Below are 19,958 nucleotides of genomic sequence, written 5' to 3'. Positions count from 1 at the left end.
CAGGGCGGCAGGCCACCGGCGATCCCCATCCGTACGCACACAACGGAGTTCGCCATGCCCGAGATCCCCGTCGTACCCGCGCACTGGCGCTTCCCCGCCCACCCGGTGTCCGTACCGCGGGCCCGGCGGGCCGTCGCCGACGCCCTGCCACAGGATCTGCGGCCCCGCCTCACGGACGAACTGGGCCTGTTGACCTCGGAGCTGGTCACCAACGCCATCCGGCACGGCACCGGCAACCGCGACGACGACCTCGTCGAACTCGTCCTCTGGCCCGCGGACGGCCACTACTGGCTCGCCGTCTCCGACCCCGCGGCGCACGAAGACGCACGCACCCCCGCCGTGGCACACCCGGACGCCGGGTGCGAGAGCGGCCGGGGCCTCGTCCTCGTCGACCACCTCGCCGCGGCCTGGACCGTGCGGCCGCGACCCGTCCGCGGCACATCCGTCATCGCCGGTCTGCCGCTGCACCCGAGCGGATGAACACGCCGACCACCGCCGACCACCGCAGCACCCGCAGCACCCGCAGCACCCGCAGCACCCGCAGCACCCGCAGCCGAACGCCGCGCGGAACGCTCAGACCCGCATCGGCTGCGGCGCGTCCCTGCGCCCGGGATCCGCACCCTCGTACACCTGTACGACCTCGTACCGGCCGTCCCGTTCGACGGGCCGGAAGCCGGCGTCCCGGATCAGGTCGAGCAGGTCCTCGCGCGTGGGCGCCGCACCGGTGTCGTCCGCGGTGCCGGAGGCGTCAAAACCGGTGAAGGAGAGATCCACCTCGTCCGCGCCGTGCTGGAGCGCCAGCATCGCCGCCCGCTCGCCGTGCGTCGCCCGGCAGACCGCGATGTGCGGGACGTTGTCGAGGAGCAGCCGGGAGACCGCGAACGTCCTCAGGACCTCGGCACCGGTGACGGAGCCGCCCTCTGCCGGGCGCAGCGGGGCGAACACCCGAAACCCGCCGGTCTCGTCCTGGAGGTCACGCAGCCGCAGCAGGTGCTCGACGCCGTGCGCGGGCTCCTCGCCGCGGCCCTGGAGCAGGGTGCAGGGCGTCTTCAGGCCCTTGGCGTGGGCGAGGCGGTGGATGCGCGAGAAGTCCTCCCAGGAGGTCTCGCCTGCGGCGGTTCGCCCCGCACCCCCGGTCCCGCCGGTGAACGACTCAAGGCCGGCGTCGACCAGTGCATCCAGGACGTCGGACGCGGACAGGGCGGACGCCCGCTCGAAGCGCTGGACGTCCGCGGCCGTGAACGCCTTCAGGGCGAGATGGGGCAGGGCACTTCCCAGCGCGCGCAGCGCTTCCGGGTGCCGCTCCCAGGGCAGGTCGGGGCCGGCCGTGATGCGCAGCTCGCGCACGCCCTCCGCCGCCAGGCCCGCCGCGTGCCGCACGGCCTCCTCGGCGCCGCCCGTCAGGGTGAGGCCGCGGCTGACGGTGAAGTACCCGGCGTCGCCGTGCCTGCGGGTGCGCACCTCGTGGGCCAGGCCGCCGAGCCAGGCCAGGTCGTCCGACTCGTGGAGCGCGACGCCGTCCTCGTGGGCCAGCCGTTCGCCGCTGCGGACCTTCTCTTCGAGATCGCGCTTGTGACCCGCGTCCATGCGCCGACCGCCTCCCATGTGCTGGCTGTTCCTTGCCGCTTGCCGCTTGCCGCCTGCGGTGGGCCCCGGGCCCCGTTCACCGTACGCCAGGGCCGTCCCGGCGGAGCACCGAGGCCCGCGGGGCGCGCCTAGACCTCCTCGGGCAGCTCGCCCACGCGGTTCTCCCACTTGGTGGAGAGCACGATGGTGGTGCGCGTACGGGAGACGCCCTTGGTGCCGGAGAGCCGTCTGATGGTCTTCTCCAGGCCGTCGACGTCGTTGGCACGCACCTTGAGCATGTAGGAGTCGTCACCGGCGATGAACCAGCAGTCCTCGATCTCGCTGAGGTCGCGCAGCCTCCGGGCGACGTCCTCGTGGTCGGTCGCGTCCGACAGCGAGATGCCGATGAGGGCGGTGACACCGAGGCCCAGGGACGCGGAATCGACCGTGGCGCGGTAGCCGGTGATGACGCCGGCCGCCTCCAAGCGGTTGATGCGGTCCGTGACGCTGGGTCCGGAGAGTCCGACGAGCCGGCCGAGTTCGGCGTAGGAGGCCCTGCCGTTCTCACGCAGGGCCTGGATGAGCTGCCTGTCCACGGCGTCCATAGCTCCAATGCCTTTCATCGTTCTGCAGTCCCGCCAGAATCTCTACGTCTAGAATCTAAGGCATACAGGGCCGACAGCCTGCGAACCCTTGATTACCCCGGGATTGCTCAGGTACTCGGCCCCGACACGGCAACGCCCGCCCGCACTTCGGCCCACCCGTCCGCGGACCCGGCCCGGGCGTGGGTGCGCCCCGGACGCGAGTGCCGGACCGGGCGCCGTGCGCGCCCCGGGTGCGGTGCACGGCCCGCCCGCCGTCCCGCGCCCCCTCAACCCCCCTGCGCCCCGCCGCCCAGCTCTCCCTTCCAGCGGCGGTACAGACCGTGCTCCACCCCGACGGCGTCCAGCACCCGGCCCGCCACGAAGTCCACCAGGTCCTGGATGTGGGTGGCACCCGCGTAGAACGCCGGTGAGGCCGGCAGCACGGTCGCGCCGTCCGCGTCCAGCGTCATCAGATGGCGCAGCGTCTGCCCGTTCAGCGGAGTCTCGCGCACCGCGACCACCAGCCTGCGGCCCTCCTTCAGCGTCACGCTGGCCGTGCGTTGCAGCAGGTCCTTGGAGAGGCCGAGCGCGACCCCGGCCACGCACGCCGTAGACGCGGGCACGATCAGCATCCCCTTGGCCGGGTACGAGCCGGAGGACGGGCCCGCCGCCAGGTCGCCGGCCGGCCAGTAGGACACCCCGGCCGTGTCGGTGCCGGGGAAGGCGTCCGGGGTGCCGTCCGCGCCGCGGGCCAGCCACTGCCCGAGGTCGGCGCGCCAGTGGGCGTCGCGGAAGGAGATGCCGGTCTCGTCCAGCAGGGTCAGCCGGGAGGCGCGCGAGACGATCAGGTCGACGCTCTCGCCCGCGGCCAGCAGGGCGCGCAGCACGGCGGCGGCGTAAGGGGTGCCTGATGCTCCGGAGACGCCCACGATCCATGGCGCCCGGGGCGCTCGGGCCTGACCTGGTCGGGGTGCCGGCCGGCCGGCTGCTCTCTCGTGCTCCACGGGGTCGAGCCTAGCGGCGGGGCGGTGGCCCGACCCGGCCAGGTGCCGCCCGGGCGCCGGGGCCCGCCGCTGTCCCGCCCGTCAGGCCGGGCGGACCGTCCGGGCCGGGCCGCCCGGCCGGGCCGGGCCGACCGGCCGGAGCCTTCCGGTCACACCGTCAGGCCACGGAACAGCAGGTCGAGGAGGGCGCACACGAACAGGGCGATGCCGATGAAGCCGTTGACGGTGAAGAAGGCCCTGTTCAGCCGGCTCAGGTCGTGCGGGCGCACGAGGGTGTGCTCGTAGAGGAACGCCGCGGCGACCACGAACAGGCCGGACCAGAAGAACGGCCCCGCGCCCGTGACCGCCCCGTACCAGACGAAGAGCACCATCGTCACGACGTGGCTGGCCCGCGCGCCGTACAGCGCGGCCGGGATCCCGAAGCGCGCGGGCACGGACCTCACCCCGTGCGCGCGGTCGGCCTTGACGTCCTGGCAGGCGAAGATCAGGTCGAAGCCGCCGATCCACACGCCCACCGCGAGGCCGAGGAGCACGGCGGGCCAGGACCACGCGCCGGTGACCGCGAGCCAGGCGCCGATCGGGCCCATCGCCTGTGCGAGGCCGAGGATCGCGTGCGGGAAGTTCGTGAACCGCTTGCCGTACGGATACACCACCATCGGGACGACGGCGATCGGCGCGAGGGCCAGGCAGAGCGGGTTGAGCAGCGCGGCGGCGCCCAGGAAGACGACGAGGGCGATGAGCGCCCCGGTCCAGGCGGAGCGCACGCTCACCGCGCCGGTGACCAGTTCGCGCCCCGCGGTACGCGGATTGCGGGCGTCGATCTCGCGGTCGATGATGCGGTTGCACGCCATCGCGAACGTCCTGAGACCCACCATCGCGATGGTGACGAGCAGCAGCCGCTCCCAGTGGATGTTGCCGTCCAGGCGGAACATCGCGGTCAGCGCGGCCATGTAGGCGAACGGCAGTGCGAAGACCGAGTGCTCGATCATCACCAGGCGCAGGAACGCCCGTACCCTGCCGTGCGGCTGGGCGGGCCCGGGCCCGCCGATGGCTCCTTCGACGGCACTCACAGGCCGTACTCCCTCCACCGGCGGTCGACGGTCGCCGCCGTTGCGGGGTCGGACCGGATCATGTCCGGCCAGCCCCCGTCCCGCGTGTAGCCCTCCTCGGGCAGCTTCCTGGTGGCGTCGATGCCCGCCTTGCCGCCCCAGAACTTCTGGTACGAGGCGTGGTCCAGGTGGTCGACGGGGCCCTCGACGACGGTCAGGTCGCGCGCGTAGTCCGTGTTGCCGAGCGCGCGCCAGGCGACCTCGTGCAGGTCGTGCACGTCGCAGTCCGCGTCGACGACCACGATCAGCTTGGTCAGGGACATCATGTGCGCGCCCCACACCGCGTGCATGACCTTCTGGGCGTGCTTCGGGTACTTCTTGTCGATGGAGACGATGGCGCAGTTGTGGAAGCCGCCGGCCTCCGGCAGGTGGTAGTCCACGATGTCCGGCACGATGATCTTGAGGAGCGGCAGGAAGAACCGTTCCGTGGCGCGGCCGAGCGGGCCGTCCTCCATGGGCGGGCGGCTCACCACGGTGGACTGGAGCAGCGGGCGCCTGCGCATGGTGACGCAGTCGATGGTGAGCGCCGGGAACGGCTCCTGGGGCGTGTAGAAGCCGGTGTGGTCGCCGAACGGGCCCTCGGGGAGCACGGTGCCGGGTTCCAGCCAGCCCTCCAGGACGACTTCGGCCTGCGCGGGCACCTGGAGCGGCACCGTGCGGCAGTCGACCATCTCCACGCGCCTGCCCTGCACGAACCCCGCGAAGAGGTACTCGTCGATGTCGCCGGGCAGCGGGGCGGTGGCCGCGTAGGTCACGGCGGGCGGGCAGCCGAAGGCGATCGCCACGGGCAGCCTCTCGCCGCGCTCCGCAGCGCTCTGGTAGTGGTTGCGGCTGTCCTTGTGGATCTGCCAGTGCATGCCGATGGTGCGGCGATCGTGCCGCTGGAGGCGGTAGAGGCCGAGGTTGCGCACGCCGGTGGCGGGGTCCTTGGTGTGCGTCAGGCCGAGGTTGAAGAACGACCCGCCGTCCTTCGGCCAGGTGAACAGGGCCGGCAGCCGGTCGAGGTCGACGTCGTCGCCGTGCAGTTCCACCTCCTGCACGGGGGCGGCGCCCTGCTTCACCTTCTTCGGCGGGACGTGCGCCATCGCGCCGAGCTTGCCGAACGCCTCGCGCGCACCCGTGAAGCCGTGCGGGAGCTCGGGTTTCAGCAGGCCGCCGATGCGGTCGCCGATCTCGTCGAACGAGGTCAGGCCGAGGGCCTTCAGCAGACGGCGGTCGGTGCCGTAGACGTTCATGGCCAGCGGCACGTCGGAGCCCTTCACGTTCTCGAAGAGCAGGGCCGGGCCCTTGGCCTTCTGCACCCGGTCGACGATCTCCCCGACCTCCAGGTACGGGTCCACCTCGGCCTTGATGCGCTTGAGGTCGCCCTCGCGCTCCAGCGCCCTCAGCAGCGAGCGAAGATCGTCGTAAGCCATGGGGCCCAGTATCGCCGAGGGGGCCGCGGGCCCCGCGTCCGCCCCGCGCGCACGGGCGGCCGACACCGGGCGTGGTGGCGCGGGGCCGGGAGTGCGCCACCCGCTAACCTGTGGGCCGTCACCGGGCCGCGGCGGCCCGACGTCTTCTCCGGGGGGACCGAACCGAGATGCTCAGGTATGTGCCCTACCTGCTGGTCCTTGCGCTGTGGGTCTACGCGTTCATCGACTGCCTGACCACTGACGAGGAGGAGGTGCGGCACCTTCCGAAGGTGGTGTGGATCATCATCGTGCTGCTCTTCGGCGAGGTGCTGATCGGACCGATCGCCTGGCTGGTCGCGGGCAGGCACCGCGGGCCGCGGCCGGCGGGCGGCGCCACTCCCTCGCAGTGGCACCGCGACCGCCGCGGCCAGTTCGTGGCCCCCGACGACAACCCCGAGTTCCTGAAGTCCCTCAAGGAGGAGAACGAGAAGGACGAGGCGCTGCTCAAGGACTGGGAGGCCGACCTCAGGCGCCGCGAGGAGGAGCTGCGCCGCCGGGAGCGCGGCGGCCGGCAGGGCGGCGTGGCCGACGGGACGGACCGGGCGGACGGGGAGCAGGGCTGACCTGCGCGGGGCCGTGTCCCCCGCGTGGTCGCGCTCGGCCCACCCGCGCGGTGCGGGGTCCGGCCCCGCGCGGCGGCACCCGGGTGTGACGGCGGCCGGGGCCGCAGTACCGCGTCCCGTTCCGGCGCCCATCACGGGAGGCGGTCGTCGGCCACGGGAGGCGGTCGTCCGCCACCGGAGGCGCTCAGGAAGCACACCGCCCGCCCCGGTGGAGGACCGGGACGGGCGGAAGGGGCGGCGTGCGTGCTCGGGCGCCCGTGTGCGTGCTCAGACTCCGGCGTACGAGTGCTTGCCCGAGACGAAGATGTTGACGCCGTAGTAGTTGAACAGCCAGCAGCCGAAGGCGATCAGGGCCAGGTAGGCGGCCTTGCGGCCCTTCCAGCCCGCGGTGGCGCGGGCGTGCAGGTAGCAGGCGTAGGCGACCCAGGTGATGAACGACCACGTCTCCTTGGGGTCCCACTCCCAGTAGTGGCCCCACGCGTCGCCGGCCCAGATGGCGCCCGCGATGATCGTGAAGGTCCACAGCGGGAAGACCGCCGCGTTGACGCGGTAGGACAGCTTGTCGAGCGAGGCCGCCGCGGGCAGCCGCTCCAGGACCGACGTCGCGAAGGTCCCGGGCCGCCCGCCGGCCGCCAGCTTGGCCTCGTAGCCGTCCCGGAAGAGGTAGAGCAGCGTCGCGACCGCGCCGACGTAGAAGCAGGCACCGCAGAAGATCGCGGTGGAGACGTGGATCCACAGCCAGTACGAGTGCAGGGCGGGCACCAACTGGTCGCTCGCGGTGTACAGGACGGTCACGGCCAGGCCGAGGTCGAGGAGGACCGTGGTGACCAGCGGAAGACCGATCCAGCGGACGTTCTTGCGCAGCGCGAGCAGCCCGAGGTACACGGCGACGGCCACCGTGGAGAAGGTGATGTTGAACTCGTACATGTTGCCCCACGGCGCCCGCTGCACCGACAGCGCGCGCGTGAGCACACCGCCCGCCTCCACGATGAAGGCCAGCACCGTGAAGGACACGGCCATCCGCCCGTAGAGGTCGCCCTGCGCGTCCCCGCCGTGCGCGCCGGGGCCGTCCGGGACGTCCCGGCTGCCCGTGGCGGAGCGGGTGACGACCTCGGGCCGGTCCAGCACCGCGGTCCCGCCGCCCTCCGTCCTGACCTGCACCCGCGGCCCTGCGGCGGCCTGCCTGCCGCCGCCGGACGCCGCGCCGGACGCGGTGAGCGCGGCGGCCGTGCGGGCCACCTTGCTGCGGCTGCCGAGCAGCCATTCGGCGGTGTGGGCGAAGAAGGCCAGCATGTAGACGGCCATCGAGGAGTAGATCAGCACATTGCTGGTGTGCGCCAGATTCTCGTTGGTGGTGGCGGCGAGGTTCACTTCTTGGCCCCTTCGGCGGGTGCGACTTGGGGTTGGGGATCGGGGGTCGGGGTCCCGGCGTCGTCGGGGGCGCTCGGGGCGCGGTCGTGCACGAGGGCGGCGAGGTCGCCGAGTTCCTGCGGGAGGCTTGCGGACTCACTGCGTCCGAGGCCGGCCATCTCCACCACGGTGCGGCCGTCGGGACCCGCGGTGGCCCGCACCCAGACGCGGCGCCGCTGGATGAAGAGCGACCCGGCGAGGCCCGCGATGGCGGCGAGCGCACCGCCGAGCGCCCAGCCGCTGCCGGGCTGGTGGGTGATCTGGAAGCTGGCCCACTGCTGGAGGTTCCTGTCGAAGGTGATCGAGCCCGCACCGCCCGGCAGCTTCATGGTCTGCCCGGGCGCCAGCCGCCGCTTCAGGAGCGCCCCCTTGGCGTCCTTGAACTTCGTCAGGTGGGAGGTGTCGAGCTGGTACACGTTCTGCGGCACTCCGGAGTCCACCCCGAGGCTGCCGTGGTAGGCGGACAGCGCCAGCACCGGATTGTCCGCGGCCGGGAACTGCGAGAGCATCTGCCCCTTCCCGGCCCCCGCGAAGGTCGGCACGAAGAAGGCGTTGAAGCCGAGCTGCTCCTTCTTGCCCGCCGCGTCGCGGTAGCCGTCGAGCACCTTGATCGCACCGGACGAGGTCTCGTTGCCGTCGATCGGCAGCAGCGGCACGGCCTGGTGGAAGACGACCCTGCCGCGCCCGTCGCGGACGGTGACGACCGGCGCGAAGCCGTGGTTGACGAGGTAGACGTTCGAGCCTTCTATCTTCAGCGGCTCGTTGACCTGGATCGTGGTCTTCCTCGGCTTGCCGTCGACGCCCTCGCTGTAGGTGACGGCCGCCTTGTAGGTGCGCGGGGTGCCCCGGTTGGGCCCGGAGCGCTCGTAGGTGCCGACGAACCTGTTCAACGTGAAGCTGAACGGGGGCAGGTCGCCCGGGTCGAAGAGGTTGCCGGAGCTGAAGTCGTCGTACTGGGTGAGCGTGTTGGCGAAGCCGTCGCCCTCGACGACCAGTTTGCTGCCCTCGGACTTGAAGAGCTGGCCGGAGGCGAAGGCGACCAGCATCACGATCAGCGCGATGTGGAAGACGAGGTTGCCGGTCTCCCGGAGGTAGCCCTTCTCCGCGGCGACCGCGTCGCCCGCGGTGTGCGACCGGAAGCGGCGCCGCCCCAGCACCTCCAGCGCCGCCGCGCGCACCTCGTCGGGACGGGCCGCGGTGCGCCAGGTGGCGTACGCGGGCAGCCGGTCGAGCCGCTTGGGCGCACCGGGCGGGCGGCCGCGCAACTGGCCCACGAACTGCCAGGTGCGCGGCACGATGCAGCCGATCAGCGAGATGAACAGCAGGAGGTAGATCGCCGAGAACCACACCGAGCTGTAGACGTGGAAGAGCCCCGCCTTGTCGTAGAGCGGCGCCAGCGTGGTGTGCGCGTCCCTGAACTCCTGAACCTTCAGGTCGTTGCTGGTCTGCGGGATCAGCGAGCCGGGGATGGCGGCGAGGGAGAGCAGCAGGAGCAGCAGAAGCGCGATCCGCATGGAGGTCAACTGCCGCCAGAACCACCTGATCCACCCGATCACCCCCAGCGAGGGCAGGTTCACCAGGGCTTCCTCGCGGGGCGCGGTGGAAAGCTGGGATCCCGCGGCGCCGAGGTCCCGCTCGTCGGCGGACCCGGCGGCCTCGGCGGACCCGGCGGCCTCGGCGCTCTCGGCGGCCCTGGCGGACTCGACCGCGTCGGTTGTGGACTTGCTCATGGTTCAGATCCCCACCCTGAAGCCTTCGGACCAGACCTGCATCGCCTGCACGATGCCGTCCCACGCACCGGTCAGCAGCAGCACGCCGGTCGCGATCATCATGCCGCCGCCGATGCGCATCACCCACGCGTAGTGGCGCTTGACCCAGCCGAAGGCGCCGAGCGCCTTGCGGAAGGCGACGGCCGCGACGACGAAGGGCACCCCGAGGCCGAGGCAGTACGCGACGGTCAGTATGGCCCCGCGTCCCGCGCTCGCCTGATCCAGGGCCAGCAGGTTGACGGAGGCGAGGGTCGGGCCCACGCAGGGCGTCCAGCCGATGCCGAAGAGCGCGCCGAGCAGCGGCGCGCCCGCGAGCCCGGCGACCGGCCGGACGTGGAAGCGGAACTCGCGCTGGGTGAGCCAGGGCATCATGCCCATGAAGAAGATCCCCATGAGGACCATCAGCACGCCGAGCACCTTGGAGGAGACGTCCTGGTAGCCCTTGAGCGTGGTCCCGAAGTACCCGAAGAGGGCACCTCCCGAGACGAAGACCGCCGTGAAGCCCAGCACGAAGAGCCCCGCGCCCGCGGTCATCCGCCCCCGTCTGGCCTGCGCCAGGTCGGTGCCGCTGACCCCGGTGACGTACGAGAGGTAACCGGGCACCAGCGGCAGCACGCAGGGCGAGAAGAACGACACGAGACCGCCGAGCACGGCGATCGGCAGGGCGAGCAGCAGGGCCCCGCTGTAGACGGTCTGGTTCATGGCCTCGCGTCCGTTCCCCTCTCGGCGGCGCCGGGCGCGCGGCGGCCGGTGGTCTGCCTGCGCACGGGGATCAGTGCTCCGCGATCAGGGGGTCGAGCATCTTGTGCAGCTCGCCCGCGCTCATCGGCTTCAGCGAGCGGGCGGCCACCCTGCCCTTGCGGTCCAGGACCACGGTGGACGGGATGAACTGCGGGTTGAGGGTGCCCTTGGGGAAGCGCAGCATCAGCTTGCCGGTCGGGTCGTACAGGCTCGGATAGGGCATGTGGTAGTCCTGCTCGAACGCCTTGGCGGGTTCCGTGCTGGTGTCCCGGGTGTTGATGCCGACGAACTGCACGCCCTTGGCCGCGGTGTCCTTGGCGACCTGGGCGAAGTTGGGCGCCTCGGCGCGGCAGGGCGGGCACCAGGAGCCCCAGACGTTGAGGACGACGACCTTGCCCCGGTACGAGGCCACGTCGAGCTTCTTGCCCTGGAGGGTCTGTCCCGCCAGCTCGGGGCCGGCCTTGCGGTCGGCCGGTTCGACGACGGCGATCCCGCCGGAGTCGGTGACGAAGCCGGTCTTGCCCGCGCCGCCGTTCACGCCACCGGAGCCGCAGGCCGTGAGGACCGTCGCGGCGGCCAGCGCGCCCGCCGTCAGCAGGGCGGCACGGCGGGCCCGACGGCCTCGGACGCGGGCGTCGCCGCCCGGGACCCCGTTGCCGGCAAGGGCGCGCGAGGCGCCGCGCCCGTCGCGGGGCGCGGGTGCGAAGTGGTGCGGGAGGCTGCGGACGGCACTCATGTGAAAAGTTTCGCATGCCCGATTCGGGGATCTTCCGCACCCCCCTTTCCTACGGAAACCGCCTTTTCAGGGGGGTTGCGGAAGGCCCGCGGAAGGCGCGGCACCGTGTGCCGGCACCGGGCCCCCGCCTAGGCGCCGTATGCCTTGTCCTTGCCCTTCACCGGTTTCGCCCCCGCGTGCAGATGGGCGGGGACCAGGTCGAGGGCGGGCTCCGTGTAGCCGACGGTCACCAGCGTGTCGCCGTGGTAGGTGAACGTCGTCAGGGACGCCAGCGTGCACTGCCGCTTGCGCGGGTCGTGCCAGAGCCTGCGCCGCTCCACGAAGCTGCGCACCACCCAGATCGGCAGTTGGTGGCTGACGCACACCGCCTCGTGGCCGCGTGCCGCGTCCCGCGCGGCCTCCAGCGCCTTGAGCATCCGGGCGGCCTGGACGGCGTAGGGCTCGCCCCAGGACGGTCTGAACGGGTTTACGAGGTGCTTCCAGTTCGCCGGCCTGCGCAGCGCGCCGTCACCGACGCCGAAGGTCTTGCCCTGGAAGATGTTCTCCGCCTCGATCAGCCGCTCGTCCGTGGCGATGTCCAGGCCGTGCGCCTTGGCGATCGGGGTCGCCGTCTCCTGCGCCCGCTCCAGCGGCGAGGCGACCACGTGGGTCACGTCGCGGGACGCGAGGTGACCCGCGACCCGGTCGGCCATCCGCCGGCCCAGCTCGGAGAGGTGGTAGCCGGGCAACCGCCCGTAGAGCAGCCCGGTGGGGTTGTGCACCTCGCCGTGGCGCATCAGGTGGACGACGGTGCGCTCGCCGGGCACGTCGGCGTCCAGGGCGATCACGGTGTGCTCGGCGCCCTCGACCGCGGGCGCGCCGTCGGCGCCGGGCACGCCGGGGTCGGGGGCGGCGGGGTCGGGGGCGGCGGGGTCGATCGGGTTGCTCATGCCGTCGCCTCCGCGGCCGCGCGCGCGGCACTCGGGAGCGCGGCGGCGATCCGCTCGACGGCCTCCTCGTCGTGGGCGGTCGAGACGAACCAGCACTCGAAGGCGGACGGCGGCAGGTAGACGCCCTGCGCCAGCATCGCGTGGAAGAACGCGCGGTACCGGAAGGACTCCTGCGCCCTGGCGTCCTCGTAGTCGCGCACCTCGTCGGCGGTGAAGAAGACGGAGAACATGTTGCCGGCGTTCTGCACGCGGTGGGCGACGCCCTCCTTGCCGAGCGCCTCGCCGACCAGGTCCCGCAACCGCGCCGAGACCCGGTCGAGCGCGGCGTACGCGGCGTCGTCCAGCAGCCGCAACTGGGCGAGGCCCGCGGCGGTGGCGACCGGGTTCCCGGAGAGCGTGCCGGCCTGGTACACGGGCCCGGCGGGCGCGAGGCGGGCCATCACGTCGGCGCGGCCGCCGAACGCGGCGGTCGGGAAGCCGCCGCCCATCACCTTGCCGAACGTCATCAGGTCCGGCCGCACCCCGTCCAGGCCGTACCAGCCGGCCGCTGAGGTGCGGAATCCGGTCATCACCTCGTCGGAGACGTAGAGCGCGCCGTGCTCGGCGCACAGCTCCTTCAGGCCGGCGTTGAACCCGTCCCGCGGCGGTACGCAGCCCATGTTGCCCGGCGACGCCTCCGTGATCACGCAGGCGATCTCGCCGGGGTGGGCGGCGAAGGCCGCGCGGACCGAGTCCGGATCGTTGTACGGCAGCACGAGCGTGTCCGCGGCCTGGGCGCCGGTGACGCCCGGGGTGTCCGGCAGGGCGAACGTCGCGACGCCGGAGCCCGCGGCGGCGAGCAGCGCGTCGACGTGCCCGTGGTAGCACCCGGCGAACTTGATCACCTTGCTGCGCCCGGTGAACCCGCGCGCCAGCCGGATGGCGGACATGGTCGCCTCGGTGCCGGACGAGACCAGGCGCACCTGCTCGACGGGCTCGACGCGGGCCACGATCTCCTCGGCGAGCGCCACCTCGCCCTCGCTCGGCGTACCGAAGGACGTCCCGCGCCGGGCGGCCTCCTGGACGGCGGCCAGCACCTCGGGGTGGCAGTGGCCGAGGATCATCGGTCCCCACGAGCACACGAGATCCACATACTCGCGGCCGTCGGCATCGGTCAGGTACGGTCCCGTACCTGACACCATGAACCGGGGCGTACCCCCCACCGCGCCGAACGCACGCACGGGGGAATTCACACCGCCTGGCGTCACGAGGGCCGCGCGGTCGAAGAGGTTCTGCGAAACTGGGGCGCTGTACGGATAGGTCACGCAGACCATGGTGTCAGAGCCGTCTCCGATCCCGCGGACAGGTGCCTGGGGGCACGTTTCACTAGGCGGGCGATGGGGAGGTCACTGACACGATGATCGGTGGGGACACCTCCCAGGTTCGTGAGGCACGCGGGCGCGGCGGACCAGCGTCGTTGAGGACATTCAGTCGGGTGGAGATATGCATCGCGGTGGCGGACTGGGCGAGGGGACCGATGACCTGGGTCCCCGGCGCAGGCTCCCCCCTGCCACCGGCCAGGGGCGGGGCAGGCACCGGCGGGAGCACCAGCGCTCCGAGGGCGAGACGACGGATAATGCCGCATCGGCCCCGGGTCCGCAGGCGCGCGGCGACGCACGAGGCGGCATGCAGTGGGCTCAGGGAGGGAGCGGGAGTGGCCGGGTGGGGGTGACCTACAAGTACTTCGGCGCTCCGGACGGCGCGACCGCCGCCCGTGTGCCCATTTCCATGCGCCCAGAGGAGCTGGGCGGGGACGAGCTCGGCATGGGCGGCATGTTCACCAAGATCAAGCCGGAGACGATGGCCGCCATGGTCCTCACCGGCATCGAGGGCATACCCCTGCACAAGGTCCCGCCGCTGGAGCTGGTCGTGCTGCACCCCGACTACGCGGTGGTCAAGCTCCCCATGACGGTCGTCGACCCGCTGCGCGGCGTCGGCGAGGAGGCCGTCGGCGCGGCCGCGTTCATCTGGTCCACCGTGCCCGACCGCGGGGGCCCCCGCGACGCCTTCAACGTCTACCAACTCCTGCACGAGTGGCAGGACTTCAGCCACCGCCTGCACGAGGCGGGGCATCAGCCGTACTGCCTGGTGTGGCCCTGACGGCGGGCGGTCCTGCCTTCAGCACCGCCCACGGCGGCTGCCCCCGCCGGTCCCTGACGCCGCGTCACCGACCGGGTCCGGCACCCGTCGCCGATCGGGCCTGACACCGCGTCACCACCCGGCCCCCGACACCCGCCACCGGCCCGGGCTTGACGCTGAGTCACCGCAGGGCACCTGACGTCGCACCACTGCGCGGGCCCGGTGCCCGTGTCATGTCACCGCCCGGGCCTGACACCGCGTCACCGTGCCCGGCCCCGTCCCCCGTCCCCCGGCGACCGGTCGCCACGCCTCGCGACCCACGGCCACGGCGACCACGGCCCCGTCGTACCGGTCGGGCAGGTCCGTCGGTCGTGCCGTGGGCCCCTCGCACCGGGCGGTCAACCCGTGCGTGCGGATCCGAGCCCCAAGGGTGGTCTTCCGCTCCGCATTTCACCCGGTCCGGGGTGTCCGGTGACACCGTGCACGGACTCTGTGCGCCTATGCCGTATGTCGGGGCCGTCCCACGCGCCCCGGTCCGAGAAGGCATCCGCAAGGCACCGAGAAGGCATCTGATGAAGATCGTGTTCCTGCTGCACAACGCCTATGCGATCGGCGGCACCGTACGCACCACGCTCAACCTCGCCGCCGCGCTCGCCGAGCGGCACGACGTGGAGATCGTGTCGATGATGCGGCACCGCGCCCGGCCGAGGTTCACCGTCGATCCGCGCGTCACCCTCGTGCCGCTGGTGGACACCCGGGAGCGCAGCCCGGACCGGGAGCTGCCCGGCTTCGGCGCGCCTGCCGCGGACTTCCCCGTCGAGGACAAGCGGCACGGGCAGTACAGCAGGCTCGTCGACGTCCGCGTCCGGGAGTACCTGGCCGGGCCGGGCCGCGGCGCCGACGTGGTGATCGGGACCCGCCCGGGGATCAACGTCTACCTCGCGCTGTTCGGGCCGCGCCGCGCGCTGCGCATCGCGCAGGAGCACCTGCGCCACGACGCCCACGGCAAGGCGCTGCGCCGGGTGCTCGCGCGGCACTACCGGCGGCTCGACGCGGTGGTCACCACGACCCGCGCGGACGCGGCCGTGTACCGGGCGCGGATGCCGCTGCCCGGCGTGCGGGTGCTGTGCGTGCCGAACATCGTGCCCGCGCCGTCCGTCGCGCCCTCCGACCACACCGCCCCGGTGATCGCCGCCGCCGGGCGCCTGGCCCGCGGCAAACGCTTCGACCTGCTCCTGGAGGCGTTCGCCACCGTCGCCGTGAAGGAGCCGGACTGGCGGCTGCGGATCTACGGCGGCGGGGCGCAGCGGGAGCGTCTGGAGGCGATGATCGGCGAGTTGGGCCTTGCCGGACGGGCCGTGCTGATGGGGCCGCACTCCCCCATCGAGCCGGAGTTCGCGAAGGCGTCCGTGGTGGTCAGCGCCTCGGACGCGGAGTCGTTCGGCATGACGCTGGTGGAGGCGATGCGGTGCGGGGTGCCGGTGGTCAGCACCGACTGCCCGCTGGGGCCGGCCGAGATCGTGCACGACGGCGTGGACGGGCGGCTGGTGCCGGTCGGCGACGCGGCGGCCCTCGCGAACGCGCTGCTCGACGTGATCAAGGACGGTCCCGGCCGGCGGGCGATGGGCCGTGCCGCGCTGGAGAGCGCCCGCCGTTTCGACCCCGGTCCGGTGGTCGCCCGCTACGAGCTCCTCTTCGCGGAACTGGCCGCCACCCGCGGCCGGCGTGCCTGCCGCCGCCTCCAGGGGCGCCTCCTGCCCGCCGTGCGCCGCCGCGTCCGCCGGGCCCGCAGGCGCCTGCGGCGCAGGCCGTGACCCCCGTCCCGCACCGGTCCCGCCAGATGCGCGGACGCCGCGCGCCCGGCCCGGTGCGGGGCGGTGACCCGGCGGCCCGGCGCGGGGCGGTGACCCGGCGGCCCGGCGCGGGGCGGTACGGGGCTGGGCCCGGTGGCCCGCCGCAGGCGGTGTGGCCCCTCGTGCCGGCAGCCGGCGGGAGCCGCACGGCCCACCGCCCTCACCGCGGCGCGGGCGGGGTCCAGGCCGGATCGCGACCCGTCTCGGCGAGCAGCCGGCTGAACTCGTCCGCCCCCGTGCCGTCCTCCGCCAGCGGCACTGGCTCCGCGAAGAAGCCCATCCTGCGGGCGACCGGCGCCATCTCCTCGACGGAGTCCCTCAGCACCCGCAGCACGGGCAGGGCCGCCGCGTCGGGCCGGTACTCCTGGCCGGTGGCGCGTGCCAGGTCCCAGACGTGCACGGTCAGGTCGAGCAGCGCCATGCAGCCGACCGTCCTGGCCGGCATGTCCATCGAGCCCGTGGTGCCGTCCTCGGCGCCCGGCTCGCACCAGGCCGCCACGAGCCGCTCGGCCGCCGCCGAGAACCGCTCGCGCCAGTCGTCCCCCTCGGCGACGTAGTCCGGGACGAGGGTGAAGTCGGCGTGCCTCTTCTCGGCGAGGCCCCGGAACTGGACGAGCACGTGGAAAAGGTGGTTCACCAGGGTCCGTACGTCGTAGTCACTGCACGGAGTGGGCGCCGTCAGCCCGTCCTCGGGGATGCCGCGGACGACGGGGACGGCCAGCCGTGCGGCCTGGTCGAGCAGCTCGCCGACCGGCCGTGCCGCGCCTGCCCCGCCGGTGCTCCCGCCCGCCCCGAAGTGCGCCGGACCGCTCGCGTGAGGATGCATGTCGTTCATGTCCCGACCGTAGGACGGCGGCCCCCCGGTGGCTTGAACAAACGCGACGCGGTCGGCATACGGTCCCGGTATGGCAGCGCCGCGCCCTGACACCCGCGGCACCGTGGACGCCCCGGGGCTCCCCTCGCGGGTGCGCTTCCGCCGCCGCGAACCGGCCCGGGCTCGCCCGCCTGGGGCGTGGTGGCCGACGGGTACCGGCCGGACCGGGGGGACGTCGTCGGGGCCCTGGTCGGCCTCGCCGGGATGGCCTTGATCAGGTACGTGCCGCGGGACCGCTGATCCGGGCACCGCGCCCGGTGCCGCGGACTTCGCCCCCTTTATCCTGGCCGCAGGACCGGTCGCCCGGCACGGACCGCCGGCGGCCGGAGCAGAGCACGGCGGCCGGCACCCACGGCCGGTCCCGCCCCGTCCGCCCCGTACGACGCCAAGGAGCACGTTCATGACCGCCGCGCACGACGCCTCCGACTCCGAGGCACGCACCGCCGTCGTCACCGGCGCAAGCAGCGGTATCGGCGCCGCCACCGGGCGCCGGCTGGCCGCCGCCGGGTTCCACGTGGTCCTCACGGCCCGCCGCAAGGACCGCATCGAGGCGCTGGCGGACGAGCTGGCCGCGGCCGGCCACCGGGCCACCGCCCACGCCCTCGACGTCACCGACCGGGCCGCCGTGGACGCGTTCGCGCGCGGACTCGGGTCCTGTGACGTGCTGGTCAACAACGCGGGCGGCGCCCTGGGCGCGGACCCGGTGGCCACCGGCGACCCGGAGGACTGGCGCCGGATGTACGAGACCAACGTGCTGGGCACCCTGCACGTCACCCAGGCCCTGCTGCCCGCCCTCACCGCCAGTGGGGACGGCACGGTGGTGGTGCTGTCGTCCACCGCGGGCCACGCGACCTACGAGGGCGGCGCGGGCTACGTCGCGGCCAAGCACGGTCAGCACGTGCTCGCCGAGACGCTCCGCCTGGAGATCGTCGGGACCCCGGTGCGGGTCATCGAGGTGGCGCCCGGCATGGTCAGGACGGACGAGTTCGCCACCACCCGCTTCCGCGGCGACACCGCGAAGGCCGCGAAGGTCTACGAGGGCGTGGCGCAGCCGCTCACCGCGGAGGACGTCGCCGACACCATCACCTGGGCGGTCACCCGCCCCAGCCATGTGAACGTCGACCTCCTGGTGCTGCGCCCGCGCGCGCAGGCATCCAACACGAAGGTGCACCGGGAGCTGTGAACCCGCCCGACGACGCCAGGCCGCACGGGGCCGCCCCCGAGGGCGGCGCCGCGGCCGGGCCCCCCACCGGATCCGGGTCGGACGCGGCCGCGGCGGGCACGCCCGACCCGGCCGACCTCGCGGCGGACGCCGCGTACGCGCACGAGACGGCGGTCCGCCGCGCCGACGCCGCCCTGCGGACCTACACCCTCTCCGAGGACGGTTGGCGGGCAGGCCCGAGCGCCACGCTGCAACGCGTCCTCGCCGACCTCCTGCACTGGTGCGACGACACGCAGCGGGACTTCGACGCGGTCCTCGGCAGGGCCCGGGCCCTGCACGGCACCGAGCGCCGCACCGATGGCTGACGGCACCCCGCCCCAGGACGGCACCCCGCGCCCGCCCACGGACGGCCCCGGAGAGCCCACGGACGGCGCCGAACAGCGCGCGCACGGCCCCGCGGAGCCGGCGGGCGCCCTCTCGGCCGCCGGGGAGGCGCGCCGCCGGGCCGACGAGAGGCACACCGAGCGCCAGATGTGGTGGTACCTCGCCTACTTCCTCTTCGGCATCCACCTGGTGGCGCTCGTCATGATCTTCGCGGTGCGGCACGGCGGCTGAGCGCCCGCGGCCCGCCGGGGGCACCCGGCGGCCGGGCTCCCGGGCGGCGGAGCCGCAGGGCGCCGCCCGCCCCGCACCCCACTCGAAAGGACACGCCCGCGGGGCACCGGCGTGCGGGCGCGGTCAGGTCGGCCGAGGGCGCAGCGCGTTCAGCCCTTGACGCACACGACCTGCTTCAGCCGCGCCACCACCTCGACCAGGTCCCGCTGCTGGTCGATGACCTGCTCGATCGGCTTGTACGCGCCCGGGATCTCGTCCACCACGCCCGCGTCCTTGCGGCACTCGACGCCGCGGGTCTGCTCCTGGAGGTCCCTGGCCGTGAAGCGCCGCTTCGCGGCGTTGCGGCTCATCCGGCGGCCCGCGCCGTGCGAGGCGGAGTTGAACGACTTCTCGTTGCCGAGGCCGCGCACGATGTACGAGCCGGTGCCCATCGAGCCCGGGATGATGCCGAGGTCGCCGTCCCCGGCGCGGATCGCGCCCTTGCGGGTGACCAGCAGGTCCACGTCCTCGTACCGCTCCTGCGAGACGTAGTTGTGGTGGCAACTGATCTCCGGCTCGAAGGTCACCCGGGCCTTTTTGAACTCGGCCCGGACCGCGTCCTTGAGCAGGGCCATCATGATGGCGCGGTTGTGCCGGGCGTACTCCTGGGCCCAGAAGAGGTCGTTGCGGTAGGCCGCCATCTGCGGGGTACCGGCGAGGAAGACGGCGAGGTCGCGGTCGACGAGGCGCTGGTTGTGCGAGAGCCGCTGGGCGACGCCGATGTGGTGCTCGGCGAGCTCCTTGCCGATGTTCCTGGAACCGGAGTGCAGCATCAGCCAGACCGCGCCGGCGGTGTCCGTGCAGACCTCGATGAAGTGGTTGCCGGAGCCGAGCGTGCCGAGCTGCCTGGCCGCCCGCTCCTCGCGGTACCGCACCGCCTGGGCCACCGAGCCGAAGCGCGCCCAGAAGTCGGCCCAGCCGGCACCGGGCACGGCCCCGAGGCGGGTCGGGTCGACGGGGGTGTCGTGCATGCCGCGGCCGACCGGGACGGCACGCTCGATCCTGGCGCGCAGCCGCGAGAGGTCACCGGGGAGGTCGCCGGCCGTGAGGGAGGTGCGCACCGCGGACATGCCGCAGCCGATGTCCACCCCGACCGCGGCCGGGCAGACCGCGTCGCGCATCGCGATCACCGAGCCGACCGTGGCGCCCTTGCCGTAGTGCACGTCCGGCATCACGGCGAGGCCCTCGATCCAGGGCAGCGTCGAGACGTTGCGGAGCTGCTGGAGCGCGGCGTCCTCGACCGCGGCCGGATCCGTCCACATCCGGATGGGCACCTTCTCACCCGGTACCTCTACGTACGACATCCCTGCTCCATTCCCCCGTGGTTCCCCCACACCGCAAAGAAATGCGCCAACCGCAAATAACGGACCCGGCGCCACGAAAGGGCCCCTGGACCGGCGGGTACGGGTGGGTGTGCGGTAGACATTGTGTC

20 protein-coding genes and 1 pseudogene are annotated in these 19,958 nt (G+C 73.3%); 8 read left to right on the top strand and 13 right to left on the bottom strand.

The features are described 5' to 3' along the window. Nucleotides 1-54: 54 nt before the first annotated feature. Nucleotides 55-480, top strand: coding sequence for an ATP-binding protein (locus tag IE313_RS13595; RefSeq protein ID WP_189931728.1), 426 nt, complete (start codon nt 55-57; stop codon nt 478-480). Nucleotides 481-573: 93 nt separating this feature from the next. Here IE313_RS13595 and IE313_RS13590 read toward each other — a convergent pair whose 3' ends face one another. The 5 genes from IE313_RS13590 to IE313_RS13570 form a co-directional block, all read right to left on the bottom strand. Next, nucleotides 574-1,587: a radical SAM protein gene (locus tag IE313_RS13590; RefSeq protein ID WP_189932138.1), complete on the bottom strand. Its 1,014-nt coding sequence runs from the start codon at nt 1,585-1,587 to the stop codon at nt 574-576. A gap of 128 nt (nt 1,588-1,715) precedes the next feature. Then, entirely contained in the window at nt 1,716-2,171 is a 456-nt protein-coding gene (locus tag IE313_RS13585) for an Lrp/AsnC family transcriptional regulator (protein ID WP_189931726.1), read from the bottom strand. Between the two features lie 266 nt (nt 2,172-2,437). Next, nucleotides 2,438-3,082, bottom strand: a complete 645-nt coding sequence (locus tag IE313_RS13580) for a UbiX family flavin prenyltransferase (RefSeq protein WP_229924641.1) — start codon at nt 3,080-3,082, stop codon at nt 2,438-2,440. A gap of 221 nt (nt 3,083-3,303) precedes the next feature. Next, on the bottom strand, nt 3,304-4,224 hold the full coding sequence (gene mqnP / locus IE313_RS13575; protein ID WP_189931723.1) for a menaquinone biosynthesis prenyltransferase MqnP: 921 nt from the start codon (nt 4,222-4,224) through the stop codon (nt 3,304-3,306). Continuing rightward, nucleotides 4,221-5,678: a menaquinone biosynthesis decarboxylase gene (locus IE313_RS13570; RefSeq protein ID WP_189931721.1), complete on the bottom strand. Its 1,458-nt coding sequence runs from the start codon at nt 5,676-5,678 to the stop codon at nt 4,221-4,223. Before IE313_RS13570 ends, mqnP begins: the two co-directional genes overlap by 4 nt. 167 nt (nt 5,679-5,845) lie before the next feature. On the opposite strand from IE313_RS13570, the gene IE313_RS13565 reads away from it, so the two are divergent. After that, the gene (locus tag IE313_RS13565) at nt 5,846-6,280 is read left to right on the top strand and encodes a PLD nuclease N-terminal domain-containing protein (RefSeq protein WP_189931719.1); all 435 of its coding nucleotides are present in this window, start codon (nt 5,846-5,848) and stop codon (nt 6,278-6,280) included. A 267-nt stretch (nt 6,281-6,547) separates the two neighbouring features. Here the strand turns inward: IE313_RS13565 and ccsB are convergent, their stop codons facing one another. From ccsB to hemL, 6 genes are all read right to left on the bottom strand, one after another. Beyond that, nucleotides 6,548-7,651 carry a c-type cytochrome biogenesis protein CcsB gene (gene ccsB, locus IE313_RS13560; RefSeq protein ID WP_189931717.1) on the bottom strand — a complete coding sequence of 368 codons (1,104 nt, stop codon included), beginning with the start codon at nt 7,649-7,651 and terminating at the stop codon, nt 6,548-6,550. Next, complete coding sequence (resB, locus tag IE313_RS13555; RefSeq protein WP_189931715.1) at nt 7,648-9,420, bottom strand: cytochrome c biogenesis protein ResB; 1,773 nt, start codon at nt 9,418-9,420, stop codon at nt 7,648-7,650. The genes ccsB and resB overlap by 4 nt, the downstream gene beginning before the upstream one ends. A 3-nt stretch (nt 9,421-9,423) precedes the next feature. After that, nucleotides 9,424-10,161 carry a cytochrome c biogenesis CcdA family protein gene (locus IE313_RS13550; protein WP_189931713.1) on the bottom strand — a complete coding sequence of 246 codons (738 nt, stop codon included), beginning with the start codon at nt 10,159-10,161 and terminating at the stop codon, nt 9,424-9,426. 70 nt (nt 10,162-10,231) lie between these two features. Further along, nucleotides 10,232-10,936: a TlpA family protein disulfide reductase gene (locus tag IE313_RS13545; RefSeq protein WP_189931711.1), complete on the bottom strand. Its 705-nt coding sequence runs from the start codon at nt 10,934-10,936 to the stop codon at nt 10,232-10,234. Between the two features lie 128 nt (nt 10,937-11,064). After that, entirely contained in the window at nt 11,065-11,712 is a 648-nt protein-coding gene (locus tag IE313_RS13540; protein ID WP_189932136.1) for a histidine phosphatase family protein, read from the bottom strand. 149 nt (nt 11,713-11,861) lie between these two features. After that, nucleotides 11,862-13,178: a glutamate-1-semialdehyde 2,1-aminomutase gene (gene hemL / locus IE313_RS13535; RefSeq protein WP_189931709.1), complete on the bottom strand. Its 1,317-nt coding sequence runs from the start codon at nt 13,176-13,178 to the stop codon at nt 11,862-11,864. 169 nt (nt 13,179-13,347) lie between these two features. On the opposite strand from hemL, the gene IE313_RS13530 reads away from it, so the two are divergent. Both IE313_RS13530 and IE313_RS13525 read left to right on the top strand, forming a co-directional pair. Beyond that, nucleotides 13,348-14,004, top strand: coding sequence for a hypothetical protein (locus IE313_RS13530; RefSeq protein WP_189931707.1), 657 nt, complete (start codon nt 13,348-13,350; stop codon nt 14,002-14,004). A 551-nt stretch (nt 14,005-14,555) separates the two neighbouring features. Then, nucleotides 14,556-15,797 carry a glycosyltransferase family 4 protein gene (locus IE313_RS13525; RefSeq protein WP_189931706.1) on the top strand — a complete coding sequence of 414 codons (1,242 nt, stop codon included), beginning with the start codon at nt 14,556-14,558 and terminating at the stop codon, nt 15,795-15,797. Between the two features lie 199 nt (nt 15,798-15,996). Here IE313_RS13525 and IE313_RS13520 read toward each other — a convergent pair whose 3' ends face one another. Continuing rightward, nucleotides 15,997-16,671: a TIGR03086 family metal-binding protein gene (locus IE313_RS13520; RefSeq protein WP_229924622.1), complete on the bottom strand. Its 675-nt coding sequence runs from the start codon at nt 16,669-16,671 to the stop codon at nt 15,997-15,999. Nucleotides 16,672-16,830: 159 nt separating this feature from the next. On the opposite strand from IE313_RS13520, the pseudogene IE313_RS13515 reads away from it, so the two are divergent. The 4 genes and pseudogenes from IE313_RS13515 to IE313_RS13500 form a co-directional block, all read left to right on the top strand. Then, a pseudogene (locus tag IE313_RS13515) lies at nt 16,831-16,950 on the top strand (YnfA family protein); the annotation flags it as partial. A 160-nt stretch (nt 16,951-17,110) separates the two neighbouring features. After that, nucleotides 17,111-17,893, top strand: coding sequence for an SDR family NAD(P)-dependent oxidoreductase (locus IE313_RS13510; RefSeq protein WP_189931704.1), 783 nt, complete (start codon nt 17,111-17,113; stop codon nt 17,891-17,893). Continuing rightward, nucleotides 17,890-18,237, top strand: a complete 348-nt coding sequence (locus tag IE313_RS13505) for a hypothetical protein (protein WP_189932184.1) — start codon at nt 17,890-17,892, stop codon at nt 18,235-18,237. Before IE313_RS13510 ends, IE313_RS13505 begins: the two co-directional genes overlap by 4 nt. Next, nucleotides 18,230-18,487: a hypothetical protein gene (locus IE313_RS13500; RefSeq protein ID WP_189931702.1), complete on the top strand. Its 258-nt coding sequence runs from the start codon at nt 18,230-18,232 to the stop codon at nt 18,485-18,487. The genes IE313_RS13505 and IE313_RS13500 overlap by 8 nt, the downstream gene beginning before the upstream one ends. A 149-nt stretch (nt 18,488-18,636) precedes the next feature. Here the strand turns inward: IE313_RS13500 and IE313_RS13495 are convergent, their stop codons facing one another. Further along, a complete protein-coding gene (locus IE313_RS13495; protein WP_189931701.1) occupies nt 18,637-19,830 on the bottom strand; it encodes an RtcB family protein in 1,194 nt (397 codons plus the stop codon). Nucleotides 19,831-19,958 lie beyond the last annotated feature (128 nt).

This window comes from Streptomyces sulfonofaciens (genome assembly GCF_014656295.1).
GTDB classification, from domain to species: domain Bacteria; phylum Actinomycetota; class Actinomycetes; order Streptomycetales; family Streptomycetaceae; genus Streptomyces; species Streptomyces sulfonofaciens.
Note: the sequence above shows the minus strand (reverse complement) of the source record. Positions and strands in the feature narration are given on the sequence as shown.

Excerpts from the sequence above, each read along its gene's own strand:
- resB (WP_189931715.1), bottom strand. The coding sequence starts at position 9,420 with ATGAGCAAGTCCACAACCGACGCGGTCGAGTCCGCCAGGGCCGCCGAG.
- IE313_RS13500 (WP_189931702.1), top strand. The coding sequence starts at position 18,230 with ATGGCTGACGGCACCCCGCCCCAGGACGGCACCCCGCGCCCGCCCACG.
- IE313_RS13550 (WP_189931713.1), bottom strand. The coding sequence starts at position 10,161 with ATGAACCAGACCGTCTACAGCGGGGCCCTGCTGCTCGCCCTGCCGATC.
- IE313_RS13570 (WP_189931721.1), bottom strand. The coding sequence starts at position 5,678 with ATGGCTTACGACGATCTTCGCTCGCTGCTGAGGGCGCTGGAGCGCGAG.
- IE313_RS13530 (WP_189931707.1), top strand. The coding sequence starts at position 13,348 with ATGCATCGCGGTGGCGGACTGGGCGAGGGGACCGATGACCTGGGTCCC.
- IE313_RS13540 (WP_189932136.1), bottom strand. The coding sequence starts at position 11,712 with ATGCGCCACGGCGAGGTGCACAACCCCACCGGGCTGCTCTACGGGCGG.
- IE313_RS13510 (WP_189931704.1), top strand. The coding sequence starts at position 17,111 with ATGACCGCCGCGCACGACGCCTCCGACTCCGAGGCACGCACCGCCGTC.
- hemL (WP_189931709.1), bottom strand. The coding sequence starts at position 13,178 with ATGGTCTGCGTGACCTATCCGTACAGCGCCCCAGTTTCGCAGAACCTC.
- IE313_RS13595 (WP_189931728.1), top strand. The coding sequence starts at position 55 with ATGCCCGAGATCCCCGTCGTACCCGCGCACTGGCGCTTCCCCGCCCAC.
- IE313_RS13525 (WP_189931706.1), top strand. The coding sequence starts at position 14,556 with ATGAAGATCGTGTTCCTGCTGCACAACGCCTATGCGATCGGCGGCACC.
- IE313_RS13495 (WP_189931701.1), bottom strand. The coding sequence starts at position 19,830 with ATGTCGTACGTAGAGGTACCGGGTGAGAAGGTGCCCATCCGGATGTGG.
- IE313_RS13520 (WP_229924622.1), bottom strand. The coding sequence starts at position 16,671 with ATGAACGACATGCATCCTCACGCGAGCGGTCCGGCGCACTTCGGGGCG.
- IE313_RS13565 (WP_189931719.1), top strand. The coding sequence starts at position 5,846 with ATGCTCAGGTATGTGCCCTACCTGCTGGTCCTTGCGCTGTGGGTCTAC.
- IE313_RS13585 (WP_189931726.1), bottom strand. The coding sequence starts at position 2,171 with ATGGACGCCGTGGACAGGCAGCTCATCCAGGCCCTGCGTGAGAACGGC.
- IE313_RS13545 (WP_189931711.1), bottom strand. The coding sequence starts at position 10,936 with ATGAGTGCCGTCCGCAGCCTCCCGCACCACTTCGCACCCGCGCCCCGC.
- IE313_RS13590 (WP_189932138.1), bottom strand. The coding sequence starts at position 1,587 with ATGGACGCGGGTCACAAGCGCGATCTCGAAGAGAAGGTCCGCAGCGGC.